Annotated in this window: 11 protein-coding genes; 8 read left to right on the top strand and 3 right to left on the bottom strand. The window is 68.9% G+C overall.

Going from position 1 to position 12,307, the window contains the following annotated elements; translation table 11 throughout:
- Positions 1-60 precede the first annotated feature (60 nt).
- On the bottom strand, positions 61-636 hold the full coding sequence (locus Q8K49_RS07475; RefSeq protein ID WP_305305109.1) for a DUF2975 domain-containing protein: 576 nt from the start codon (positions 634-636) through the stop codon (positions 61-63).
- A gap of 500 nt (positions 637-1,136) precedes the next feature.
- Here Q8K49_RS07475 and Q8K49_RS07470 point away from each other — a divergent pair, with 500 nt between their 5' ends.
- Both Q8K49_RS07470 and hemW read left to right on the top strand, forming a co-directional pair.
- Positions 1,137-1,739 carry a non-canonical purine NTP pyrophosphatase gene (locus Q8K49_RS07470; protein ID WP_305305108.1) on the top strand — a complete coding sequence of 201 codons (603 nt, stop codon included), beginning with the start codon at positions 1,137-1,139 and terminating at the stop codon, positions 1,737-1,739.
- A complete protein-coding gene (gene hemW / locus Q8K49_RS07465) occupies positions 1,732-2,895 on the top strand; it encodes a radical SAM family heme chaperone HemW (RefSeq protein WP_305305107.1) in 1,164 nt (387 codons plus the stop codon). Before Q8K49_RS07470 ends, hemW begins: the two co-directional genes overlap by 8 nt.
- A 7-nt stretch (positions 2,896-2,902) precedes the next feature.
- Here the strand turns inward: hemW and Q8K49_RS07460 are convergent, their stop codons facing one another.
- Together Q8K49_RS07460 and Q8K49_RS07455 are read right to left on the bottom strand one after the other, a co-directional pair.
- Positions 2,903-3,817, bottom strand: coding sequence for a hypothetical protein (locus Q8K49_RS07460; RefSeq protein ID WP_305305106.1), 915 nt, complete (start codon positions 3,815-3,817; stop codon positions 2,903-2,905).
- Positions 3,814-5,166, bottom strand: coding sequence for a glycosyltransferase family 2 protein (locus Q8K49_RS07455; protein ID WP_305305105.1), 1,353 nt, complete (start codon positions 5,164-5,166; stop codon positions 3,814-3,816). Before Q8K49_RS07455 ends, Q8K49_RS07460 begins: the two co-directional genes overlap by 4 nt.
- Positions 5,167-5,728: 562 nt before the next feature.
- On the opposite strand from Q8K49_RS07455, the gene rsmI reads away from it, so the two are divergent.
- The 6 genes from rsmI (at position 5,729) to Q8K49_RS07425 (ending at position 12,289) form a co-directional block, all read left to right on the top strand.
- The gene (gene rsmI / locus Q8K49_RS07450; protein WP_305305104.1) at positions 5,729-6,613 is read left to right on the top strand and encodes a 16S rRNA (cytidine(1402)-2'-O)-methyltransferase; all 885 of its coding nucleotides are present in this window, start codon (positions 5,729-5,731) and stop codon (positions 6,611-6,613) included.
- Positions 6,610-7,050 carry a YraN family protein gene (locus Q8K49_RS07445; RefSeq protein ID WP_370867741.1) on the top strand — a complete coding sequence of 147 codons (441 nt, stop codon included), beginning with the start codon at positions 6,610-6,612 and terminating at the stop codon, positions 7,048-7,050. The genes rsmI and Q8K49_RS07445 overlap by 4 nt, the downstream gene beginning before the upstream one ends.
- A complete protein-coding gene (locus Q8K49_RS07440) occupies positions 7,047-7,862 on the top strand; it encodes a SirB1 family protein (RefSeq protein ID WP_305305103.1) in 816 nt (271 codons plus the stop codon). The genes Q8K49_RS07445 and Q8K49_RS07440 overlap by 4 nt, the downstream gene beginning before the upstream one ends.
- A gap of 105 nt (positions 7,863-7,967) precedes the next feature.
- Positions 7,968-8,912, top strand: a complete 945-nt coding sequence (gene gshB, locus Q8K49_RS07435; RefSeq protein ID WP_305305102.1) for a glutathione synthase — start codon at positions 7,968-7,970, stop codon at positions 8,910-8,912.
- 62 nt (positions 8,913-8,974) lie between these two features.
- Positions 8,975-10,564: a YifB family Mg chelatase-like AAA ATPase gene (locus tag Q8K49_RS07430; protein ID WP_305305171.1), complete on the top strand. Its 1,590-nt coding sequence runs from the start codon at positions 8,975-8,977 to the stop codon at positions 10,562-10,564.
- Positions 10,565-10,744: 180 nt separating this feature from the next.
- Complete coding sequence (locus tag Q8K49_RS07425) at positions 10,745-12,289, top strand: response regulator (protein ID WP_305305101.1); 1,545 nt, start codon at positions 10,745-10,747, stop codon at positions 12,287-12,289.
- Positions 12,290-12,307 lie beyond the last annotated feature (18 nt).

The raw sequence follows: 12,307 nt of genomic DNA, 5'->3' as shown, positions 1-12,307 counted from the left end.
GGTCGACCCGAAGGGCGGCGCGAAGCGTCAACAGGCGGCGCCTTTTGATCGCGCGGCCACTCATATTGTCAATTCGGATTCGCGGCGCAGGCGCGCGCCTTCGCGGAACACCTCGGCCAGGACGAAGACGACCAGGACGGAAAACGCGGGTGTGACCAGGTCGAACAGGCTGGGCGGGTCCATTTCGCCGCGCGCGAGGCGGGCCACCAGGGTCTGGCCGATCCAGGCGCCGCCCGTGACTGTGGCCAGGGTCAGGCCGATCTGTTTCAGGCGGCTGACGTTGGACGGATGAAAGGGGTCGCCCGTCGCGAGCGTGTGGAAGATGCGTCTCAACAGCCTGAGGATCAGGGCGAAGCCGCCGAAATATCCGACAAAGGCGCCGAAGCCGAACAGGATGTAGGTGCGGGAAACGGGAATCTCGGTGCCGCCCGATCCATCGCTGAAGATCAGGCCGGTCGGTCCCATGGGGAGGAAAAGAGTGACGACGAAGGCTGCCACCACGACCACCGTCAGCACGATCATCAGCCAGTAGGCGGCTCCCAGGGCCGCGTTCAGCAGCGGCGACATGGAGCGGGCGTGCAGGCCCGGCAGGGAGGGCACGCGGATCCCGATCGAAAGCGACTTCGGGAAACGCATGGGTCAGCCTCTCTGTCAGCGGGCCGGTCGGCGGGGCGAGGATGCCGCGCGCGGTCCGGCGAAGCCACACGCGGTCTTATTCATCGCGATTGTCATGCCGATCGTCAAAGCTCCTGTGAGACTCTTTTGGTTTGGCCTACCGCCCTTCGGGCTACTTGAGGCCAGAAGGGTGTCACAGGGCCTGGATCAGGGTGGTGACCAGGGCGGTCGGCAGGGCGGCGAGCAGGAAGGCGTTGAGGATGCCGTGGCCGATCTTCTCGATGAAGTGCGATGCGCTCATGGTATTCATAGTCGTTCTCCGTTGGTCCTGAGTGAGGGACGTTTTCACCCCTCTTATGTTATTCCGCTGCATCGATCTTGCCGGTATCGGCTTGTTCGGGGAACGTCGCGGCGTCCGTCCTTGAAGGCATAGATAGGACGTGCCCTGAGGAAAGGCACGTTACATATCGTTTAACGATATTAAACTTTGGCAATAGATTGTTGCGGAGCGCGTGATCAGGATGAATCTGAAGCTTATCAAGGGGATGCGGCTGGTCGTGGCGACGCACAATCCCGGCAAGGCCGTCGAGATCGACGCGCTTCTGGGCGGACATTACGCGGTGGTTACCGCTGCGAGCCTGGATCTGCCCGAACCGGACGAGACCGAAAGCACTTTCACGGGCAACGCCCTGCTCAAGGCCCGCCACGCGGCGGACCGTGCGGGCGAAGTCGCCCTGGCCGATGACTCGGGCCTGTCGGTCGCGGCCCTGGACGGGGCGCCCGGCATCTTCTCGGCGCGCTGGGCGGGTCCGGACAAGGATTTCGCCTTCGCCATGCGCCGCGTTGAGGAGCGGCTGGAAGAGACCGGCTCGCCGGATCGCCGCGCCTGGTTCACCTCGGCCCTGGCCGTGGCCTGGCCCGAGGGTCCCGCCGTGGTGGTCGAGGGCCGGGTCGACGGCCTGCTGACCTTCCCCCCGCGTGGCGACCGCCGCTTCGGCTATGACCCCATCTTCATTCCCGACGGGCAGAGCCAGACCTTCGGCGAACTGGACCCTGTCCTGAAGGACTCCATCAGCCACCGCGCGCGGGCGTTCGAGAAGCTGAAGGCGTGTTTGATTGACTGACCCGGTTCCTGATCCCGGAACGGACGTGGCGCTGTACGTCCACTGGCCGTATTGCGCCCGCATCTGCCCCTATTGCGACTTCAACGTCGTCCGTGACCGGGGCAGGACCGACGAACAGGCGGCGCTGGCCGACGCCATCCTCACAGACATGGAAGCCCAGGCCGCCCTGACCGGCCCGCGCCGGCTGGCCTCCATCTTCTTCGGCGGCGGCACGCCCTCGCTGATGGCGCCCGAAGCCGTGGCCGCCATCAGCGCCCGCGCCCGCGCCCTGTTCCCGCCGCGCGGCGCCATGGAGATCACGCTCGAGGCCAATCCCACCGACGCCGAGTCCGCCCGCTTCGCCGCCTTGGCCGACGCAGGGGTCAACCGCCTGTCCATGGGGGTGCAGGCGCTGGACGACGCGGCCCTGGCCTTCCTCGGCCGCAACCATTCGGCGGACGAGGCCCGCCGCGCCGTCGCCGTCGCCGCCCGCGCCTTCCCCCGCCTGTCGATCGACCTGATCCATGCCCTTCCCAACCAGACCGTCGAAGGCTGGCGCGCCGAGCTGACCGAGGCCCTCGACCTCGGCTTCGAACACGTCTCGCCCTATCAGCTGACCATAGAGCCCACGACCGCCTTCGGCCGCGCCGTGGCCCGCGGCGCCTGGACCCCGCCCGACGAGGACCGCGCCGCCGCATTGTACGAAACCACCCAGACCGTGCTCGAGGCCGCCGGCTTCGACGCCTATGAGGTCTCCAACCATGCGCGCGGCGAGGCGGCGAGATCGGCGCACAACCTCCACGTCTGGCGCGGCGGCGACTATCTGGGCGTAGGACCGGGCGCGCATGGGCGGTTGACGCTGGGTGGGGCAAGGACGGCGACCGTCGCGCACAAAGGGATCGGTCCGTATGTCGCGGGAGTCGCGACGGGCGCGCCGTGGAGCGAGCGGGAGACGCAGTCGGCGCGGGACGCGGCGGAGGAGAAGGTGCTGCTGGGGTTGCGGACGGTCGAGGGCGTGGCGGTGAGTGATCTGGCGCTGCTGGGCCGGGGTGTGGAGACGGAGCCGCTGGCCGGACTGATCGCGGACGGGTTCCTGACCGTGGAGGCGGGCCGGGTCAGGGCGACAAGCGCCGGGCGGCCGGTGCTGGACGGGGTGTTGAGGGCGCTGCTGGTGTGACGCCCCGTCAGAACGCCCGGGTCAGCGACAGCGAGACCTGACTGTAGTCATAGCCCCGCTCCGACGTGACCGGGGCGTTGCTGTGCACGACGGCTGCCCTGACATGCCAGTCACGGCTGATCGGCGGGCTGGTGACCGAGGCCTCGAAATGGCGCGCTGCACGCCAGTCGGACCCGGCTTCGCGCTGCGCCCCGATGCCTACGGCCGCCTGATAGCGCCAGCCATTGTGGAATCGCTGGACCTGCACGACCGGCAGGACCTCGACGTACCATTCGGGCGAGAAATAGTCGGCCTCGGCGGGCACGCTGTTATGGAAATATCGGGTCCGGAGCTGGACGCTGAGCCCCCATTCCGGCTTGACCACGTGGATGGCGCGGGCCCGCAGGTGGGTGCGCAGGTTCTCGCCGTCGAAATCCTGAACTCCGACCAGCGCTGTGAGCGTGTTGCGCTCATCGATCGGCAGGTCGAAGGCCGCCCCGACAAAGGTATGGTAGAGGTCCTGGTCCAGACCCTGCGCCGTCTCGAGGCGTTCGCGCTCGATGAAATACTCCTGCCGGATGCGATCGTTATTGTGCACGCTCAGCGATCCCAGGACGGTCTCGCCATTGGTCCCGACCATGCCGTTCCACGACCAGTCCTCACCGGTTTGCGCAAACCGGTAGTAGAGGCGCTGTTCCTCAGTGGACGGTCCGGTCGCGGGCGAGAAGCGCGCGGCCTCCAGGCGGCCGCCCTGATAGTCCCCCGGACCGCGATATCGCCAGTCGAAGCTGACCCCGGCCTTCACCGTCTCCGCCTCGTCCGCGTCGGTCGAGGCGAACAGGTCGGCGCTGACGGCCTGCCAGTAAGGGATTTCCTGGGCCGCGACGGCCGGGGCGAACACAAGCGCCGCCGCGCCCAGCAGCATTGCGAGGATGCGATTCATTTCGTTCCCCAGTTCTTTCTCAGACCGGCCAATTCAGCGAAATAACCGCCGACGCAGACCGGTTGCATCAGCAGGCTGTAGGCGAAGACGTAGAAGAGGAAGCCGTCGGCATTGCCCCGGACCCGCATGCCCTGGGCGCGGAACATCTTTCGCTGGACCCGGTAGATGAACCAGTTCCAGACCGCCGCCAGCGGCAGCACCGCCAACGTCAACGGCCCGGCGATCCAATAGATGCCGAACAGCGCCAGAATGAGCCCCGGGATGAAGGCGAAGGTGTAGACAAGGTCCAGCGGCAGGAAGAACAGGTTCCACCAGATGAACAGGGTGGACAGCCGCCATTTGAACAGCAGCGGCCAGTGAGCCTTGAACGCCTCGATCAGACCGCGCGACCAGCGCCGCCGCTGGTTGGCGAACTGCCGGAACTCGTGCGGGACATTGGTGAACACCAGGGCGTCCTCGGCATAGCCGACGCGATAGCCCGCCTTCAGCAGCGCCCAGGTCACGACGATGTCCTCGCCGACGCAGGGCGGCCAGCCGCCGACCGCCTCCAGCCCGCGCCGGGTGTAGAGCGAGAAGGCTCCCTGGGCGACGAGGGTGCCGTGGTACATGCTCTGCATGCGTTTGACGGCGGCGATGCCGTGAAAATAATCCCACTCCTGGGCGCGGGTCAGGATGTTGCGGCGTGAATTCCGCACCAGCACCGCCCCGGCGACGGCCTCGGTGCCCGGCGGATCTGACAGCATCCGCTCGACGATCCGGCGCAGGGCGTCGGTGCGCAGCCAGCAGTCCCCGTCCACCGTGGCGACCAGATCGTGCGCCGCGAACGCCAGCCCCCGGTTCAGCACCGTCGACTTGCCGGCGTTGACCTCGAAATTCATCAGCCGGAATTCGGCCTGCGACCGCGCCTTCACCCGGCCGACCGTCCGCGCCGCGACCAGGGCGGTGTCGTCGTCAGAGCCGTCGTTCAGCACGATGACCTCGAACCGCCCGGGGTAGTCCTGGCGGGCCAGGCTGTTCAGCGTGTCCCCGATGTTGAGCGCCTCGTTGTAGCAGGCCACCAGGATGCTGACGGGGGGGTAGATCGCGGGCGGCGTGTGCGGCGGTCGGCGGTCGAGGATGATCGTGCCGATCATGAAGGCGTTCATGAAGCCCGGCACATAGGCGATGAAGCCGATGATGATCAGGGCCAGCGGGAAGGAAACGAGGTCGGCGAGGTCGGCGAGCCAGCGCAGTGACAGGGCGATGCTGAGCGCGGCCCAGGCAATTGCGAAACAAAAGGCGATTGTAAATTTTACATGGACAGGAAGGTATAGAGACCGCCGTTCTCGCGCTTTCGGTGCAATGGTCAAGCTTGAGCGGCGCGCGAAATCATGCGCCGGCCGAAAATTGTCGGCGTCTACACTTAAAGAACGCTGTATTTTACTGATACTGTTGGACCAAAATACACGGTCCAGCTCACGCAGCTCCGTCTATATTGACTATCAATGCTTTATGGCGAGATTCGATCCCGGTGAGCATTCGGGATCTTGATCAGCCAAGTGGTCGCGCCCGCGCCAAAAGACGACATTCCCGCCCCCGGTATTCCGTTCCTTTCGCACCCCGACCGTGCCCTCTCGCCCTGATGCGCCGGCCAAACCCCGCCTGTTTCCCTGACGCCCCTTGCGACCGTGATAAAATGCTCTGCTCGGGACTGAAATCCCGCCGCCACGGTCTTTGACATCGCTATACCCAACGATCCGGCCAGCCCGGATCGCGCGCTACCCCGCGCAATTCCCCCTTCCAGCGTCCGCCGCCGAGGGGCGAGAGTCTCGCTTTTCGGCATTTTTCCGGGGTCGGCCGCGCCCACTCCACCGCGCGGCGTTCAATCGCCCGCCCTTGAGCCGGGCGGTCCCCGCTGGCACGGTCCCGCCGATGCCAGAGTCCAGCCCTGATCCTTCGCCGTTCCCGCCGACCGTCCCGCCGCCGCGCCCCGTGGCGTCCGGCCTCTATCTGGTGGCGACGCCGATCGGGAATCTGAGGGACATGACCCTGCGGGCGCTCGACGTTCTGGCCGCCGCCGACCTGGTGCTGGCCGAGGACACCCGGGTCACCGCCAAACTCCTGTCGGCCTACGGGCTGAAGGCGAAGCTGGAGCGGTGCGACGACCACGCCTCGCCGCGCGCCGCCGAACTGGCCATCGAACGGCTGCGCGAGGGGGCGGTGGTCGCCCTCGTCTCCGACGCCGGCACGCCGCTGGTCAGCGACCCCGGCTTCGTCGTAGCCCGGGCGGTGATCGCGGCCGGCCTGCCGGTCCATCCTATTCCCGGCCCGTCCAGCCTGCTGGCGGCCCTGTGCATCGCCGGCCTGCCCGCCGACAGGGTGCTGTTCGCCGGCTTTCTGCCCGCCAGATCCGGCGCCCGCCGCGCGGCTCTGGAAGAGGTCAGGACCGCCCGCCAGACGCTGGTCTTCTTCGAAAGCGGTCCACGTCTGGCCGACAGCCTCTCTGACATGGCCGCCGTGCTGGGGCCGCGCCCCGCCGCCGTCGCCCGCGAACTGACCAAGCTGTACGAGGAGTGCGTACGCGGCTCCCTCGCCGAACTGGCCGCCGATCCCCGCTGCCAGTCGCCCAAGGGCGAGATCGTCATCGTCGTGGCTCCCGGCGAGATGGAGGTCGCCTCCGAGGCCGACGCCGACGCGGCGCTTGCCGAGGCCATGACCCGCCTGCCCCCCGGCGAGGCGGCGGCGGAGGTGTCCAAGGCCCTGAACCTGCCGCGCAAACCGCTCTACAAGCGGGCGCTGGAGTTGCAGGGCCGGTGAGCCCGGAACGGCCCGCGAGCCGCCTGAAAGCGCCGAGGGTCGCGCGGACCAAGCGCGGCTGGCGCGTCGCCCTCGGGGCCGTCTCCCACCGGCTCGGCCATCGCTCGGAATGGCTGGCCGCCGCCCTGCTGATGGCCAAGGGTTATCAGGTGCTCGGCTTCCGTCTGAAGACCCGCGCCGGCGAGATCGACATCCTCGCCCGCCGCGGCAAGGTTCTGGCCGTGGTCGAGGTCAAACGCCGCGCCACCCTTGAAGGGGCGCTCACCGCCCTCGGCCCCGACCAGTACGACCGGCTGCTCTCCGCCGGTCGGTCGGTGTTGCGCCAAAGACCCAGCTTGGCCGGTCATGTGCTGCGAATCGATATGGTGGCGCTGGCTCCCGGCCGGTTTCCGCGCCATCGTCGCGGGATTGCCGCCTTCGGGAGGGGCGCCGCATGACCCGCGATGAAGCGATCGAGACGCTGACCAGCGCCGGACAGGCCGAGGACGAGGTGTTTCCGCTGCTCGAAGCGGCCATCGCCTGCGCCATCCACGACTATCCGTTCCGCGATCCCGAGCCCGTGCGGACCCTGGCCGCCGCCGCCGCCGAACGGCTGGCCGAGAGGATGGGCGGGGAGAGCCCCGACGACGCCCTGGCCGAGACCATGGCTTCGGACCTGCGCCTCAACGGCGACTTGATCCACTACGACAGCCCGGGAAACACCGACGTCATCGATGTGGCCGACACCCGGCGCGGCCTGTCGGCGGCCCTGTCGGTCTTCTACCTCGACGCGGCGCGGCGGGCGGGAGTCAAGGCTCAGGGCGTCGACTTCCCCGGCCACTTCCTGCTGCGGGTCGAGACGCCGGAGGGGCCGGTGGCGCTGGATCCGTTCAGCCAGGGCCGGCTGGTCCTGCCGTCGGAACTGACCCGCCGCGCCCTGCGGGCCGGGCTGACGCCGCACGTCGCCGACCGGCTGGACGTGCTGATGGCCCCGGTCACCGATCGCCAGGCCCTGATCCGGCTGCAGAACGTTCTGTTCAGCCGGGCCATCCGCGCGGCGGACTATGAAGGGGCCGAGCGTTCGGCCCTGCGCCGCGCCCTGCTGGACCCCGAGGACCACCGACCCTGGCTGGACGTCGCCGCCGCGCGGGAGAAACAGGGCTCCCTCGCCGGTGCGCTCGAAGCCCTGGCCCGGGCTCGCACGGTGGATGATCCGATGGAGATCACGCGCCAGATGTCGGTCGACCGGGTCAGGCTGCAGCTGAACTAGGCTTGCGCCGCCGCCCACCGTTACCCATTAGCCAGTGCGCGGCTGTCTGTCCCTCGTGGTCCGGCCTCAAATGGCGCGAAGCGCGGTAGGCCAAGGAAGACGCCCATGCTCAGAGTCGCGATCCAGATGGACCCCGTCGAGGCGGTCAACATCGAGTCCGACACCACATGGATGATGATGACCACGGCCCAGGACCGCGGGCACGCGCAGTGGGTCTATGACGTCCGCACCCTGGCGCTGGAGGACGGCCGCCTGTTCTGCCGCGCCCGCCCGGTCACCCTGCGTCAGACCCAGGGAGACCACGTCGCCTTCGGCGACGAGGTGAAGCTGGACCTGGCCGCCGACGTCGATGTCATCCTGATGCGTCAGGATCCGCCCTTCGACATGGCCTATGTCACCTCGACCTATCTGCTGGAGACGGTGCATCCGGGGACGCTGGTGGTGAACGATCCCGCCGAGGTACGCAGCGCGCCCGAGAAGCTGCTGGTGACGAAATTCCCCCGCCTGACCCCGCCGACCCTGATCAGCTCGGACCCGGTCGCCCTGGTCGATTTCCACGAACGGCACGGCGACGTGGTGCTCAAGCCCCTGCACGGCGCGGCGGGCTCGGGCGTGGTCAAGCTCAAGGCCGGCGACCCCAATCTCGAGGCCCTGATCGAGATCCACATGACGGGCAGTCGCGATCCTCTGGTGATCCAGAAATTCATCCCGGCGGTGTCGAAGGGCGACAAGCGGATCATCCTGATCGACGGCGAGCCGGTCGGGGCCATCAACCGCATCCCCGCCTCTGGCCAGGTGCGCTCGAACCTGCGCGTCGGCGGCACGGCGGCGCCGGTCGAGCTGACTGCGCGCGACCGCGAGATCTGCGCCGCTATCGGCCCCGAACTGAAGCGGCGGGGCCTGATCTTCGTCGGCATCGACGTGATCGGCGACTACCTGACCGAGATCAACGTCACCTCCCCCACCGGCGCCCAACAGCTGAAGCGTTTCACGGGCATCGATGCCGCGGCCCTGATGTGGGACGTGGTGGAGAAAAAGCGGTCAGCCTGACGCCGCTCTTGCCAAGCCATCCGGTTCATGGTTCGTTCTCTCTCGCATAACGGGAGGTGATGATGCTCGCCAGCGTGGTGACGGTGGCCTTCGAGGGTGTGGACGCCCGGCGGGTTGACGTGCAGGTCCAGCAGCTGTCGTGCGGCGACAACCCCTCCTTCACCATCGTGGGGCTGGCCGATAAAGCCGTGGCCGAAAGCCGTGAAAGGGTCCGCGGCGCCTTCGCCGGCATCGGCCTGTCTCTTCCGGTGAAGCGGATCATCGTCAACATGGCCCCGGCCGACCTGCCCAAGGAGGGCAGCCATTTCGACCTGCCTATCGCCCTGGCCCTGCTGGCCTCCATGGGCGTCATCCCGCCCGACATGCTGTCCGGCTGGGCGGCGGTGGGCGAACTGGGGCTGGACGGCCGGATCGCCCCGGTCGGGGGAACCCTGCCCGCGGCGGTGGCGGTCGACGCCATGGGCCTCGGACTGATCTGCCCCGAGGCCAACGGACCCGAGGCTGCCTGGGCCGGAGATGTGGCGGTTCTGGCGCCGCGCTCCCTGATCGGCCTGGTCAACCACTTCAAGGGAACCCAGGTCCTGCGGCGGCCCGAGCCCGGGGCGATGCGATCCGGCGATCGCGTCCCGGACCTGCGCGAGGTCAAGGGTCAGGAGAGCGCCAAACGGGCGCTGGAGATCGCGGCCGCCGGCGGCCACAATCTGCTGTTCGTCGGCCCGCCCGGCTCGGGCAAGTCGATGATGGCGGCGCGCCTGCCGGGCCTCCTGCCGCCGTTGACGCCCAGGGAGCTGCTGGAGACCTCGATGGTTTGGTCGGTGGCGGGGCTGATCGAGCGCGGCGCCCTGACCCGCGACCGGCCGTTCCGCTCGCCGCACCATTCCGCCTCCATGGCCGCCCTGACCGGCGGCGGCCTGCGCGCCAAACCGGGCGAGGCTTCCCTCGCGCACAACGGAGTCCTCTTCCTGGACGAACTGCCCGAGTACAGCGCCCAGGCCCTCGATTCCCTCCGTGCGCCGCTTGAGACAGGCGAGATCGTCGTGGCCCGGGCCAACGCCCATGTCCGCTATCCGGCCCGGTTCCAGCTGATCGCCGCCATGAATCCGTGCAGGTGCGGAATCGGAGGCGGCGGCAAGGGGGCGTGCGGCAAGGCCCCGCGCTGCCAGCGCGACTATCAGAACCGCATCTCGGGCCCGATGTTCGACCGCATCGACCTGACCGTGGAGACCCCACCGGTCACGGCCGCTGACATGGCCCTGCCGCCGCCCGCCGAGGGCACGGCCGAGGCTTCGGCCCGGGTGTTCGCCGCCCGCGCCATGCAGGAAGTCCGGCTGCACGCCGCCGGGATCGACCCGGACACGGCCCGCGACCAGGCCGTCAACGCCCGCGCCTCGGGCGAGATCCTGGACCGGTTCGCGACGCCGGATGACGCCGGGCGGGCCCTGTTGATGCGCGCCGGGCAGGCCGGCGGCCTGACCGCGCGGGGATGGACCCGAACGCTGCGGCTGGCCCGCACCATCGCCGATCTGGATGGATGCGACGGCGTCCTGCGCCGCCACATCGCCGAGGCCCTGGTCTATCGCCGCTCAACGGTCGGGGCGCAGGGCGATTTTGAGAGGCAGATCGACCAGCGAGCTGGGACGGCGGCGTTCTGATCGCAACGGCCACGACCAATTGCTGACCACGTCGGACTATCTGTTCTCAGCCCGATCGCCCGATACCGCAGGATGTCGCCGCAGGGCGGGTCGCAGGGCCTGTCATGCGGCGGCATCCCTATTTGTCGTGGGGTTCTTAACCGGGCCGATTGAGCCGGTCTTAAGGGATTGCCGGGCAGGATGCCGATCGAGGAGACCGGTATGGCGCGGCGGGTGAAGTCAGGTGCGGAGACGGAGGTTCCGGAACAGCAGTTCCTGCGCCTGATGAGCCACGAGATGCGCACACCCCTCAACGGCGTCATCGGCATGCTGGGTCTGTTGTCGCGCACCCGGCTGGACGGCGCCCAGCGGGCCTATGCCGAGGCGGCGCGGTCGTCGGCCGAGCATCTGCTGGGGCTGGTCAACGACCTGCTCGACTACGCCCGGCTGGAAGCCGGAAAGCTTGAGTTCGATCACGCCCCCGTCGATCTGGAGGCGCTGGTGCGCGGAGTCGCAGAACTGCTCAGTCCGCGCGCCCACGAAAAGGGGCTGGAGATCGCCTGGTCGGTGGCGCCGGGTGCCGTCGACATCATGGGCGACGAAGGCCGATTGCGGCAGGTGCTGTTCAACCTCGCGGGAAACGCCGTCAAATTCACCGAGACCGGCGGAGTCCGCATCACCGTAGAGCGGACCGGCGGCCCGATCAAATCGCCCCGGCTCGCCTTCATCATCGACGACACCGGCCCGGGCGTTCCGGCCGAGGCGCGGACGCGCATCTTTGAGGAGTTCGGCCATGTCGACGCCTCGGACGCCAGCCGTTTCGGCGGCGCCGGCCTGGGCTTGGCGGTGGTCTCCAAGCTCGCCGCCGCCATGCAGGGCGCGGTGACGGTGGACGACCGGCCCGGCGGACCGGGCGCGCGGTTCCGCTTCGAGGCCGCCTTTGACGCGTCGCCCAGGTCACCCAGGCGCGGAACCCCCCTGACCGGCCACGCCGTCTCGGTGGTCACCCTTGATCCCTTCGTCCGCGCCGCCGCCGTGGCCCAGATCGAGGCCTCGGGCGGGACGGTGCGCGAGGACGCCGGCGTTGTCCTGATCGATCACGCCGCGCGCGAGGCGGGGCAGGGTCTGGTCCAGAGGCCCGCCGCGGCCAAGTCCATCGTCCTGCTCAAGCCTGCCGAGCGCGACCTGATCGCCCGCTACCGCGGGGCCGGTTTCCAGGGCTATCTGATCAAGCCCCTGCGCCGCGCCTCCCTGGCCGAGCGGGTGCTGGCTGCGTCCGGTGCGGGCCATGGGCACCAGCCCGGCCTGCCGCCCCCGCCGCCGCCCGAGGACGACCGCGTCGCCCCGACGCGGTTCTCGGGCACGCGCGTACTGCTGGTCGAGGACAATCCGGTCGGCGCCCTGCTGGCCGCGACCCTGCTGCGCCGCGAGGGCTGTGCCGTCGAGACCGCCGCCAGCGGCCATGAGGCGGTCGATGCGATGAAGCGCGCTCGCTATGATCTCGTCTTCATGGATATGCGGATGCCCGGCATGGACGGCCCCAGCGCGGCGCGGGCCATCCGGGCGCGGGGAGACCGGACGCCCATCGTCGCCCTGACCGCCAACGCCTTCGCCGAGGACCGCAAGGCCTGTCTCGAAGCCGGCATGAACGATCATCTGGTCAAGCCGCTGGAGCTGGAATCCCTGCGCGCTTCACTCGCCCGCTGGACGAACCGCACGGACCGCGCCAAGGTCGCCCTCGGGTAGGACGCGGGGGCGTCGCTT

It is taken from the genome of Brevundimonas sp., from assembly GCF_030682035.1.
Classification (GTDB): Bacteria; Pseudomonadota; Alphaproteobacteria; order Caulobacterales; family Caulobacteraceae; genus Brevundimonas.
This window is presented reverse-complemented; position numbering and strand designations above follow the sequence as displayed.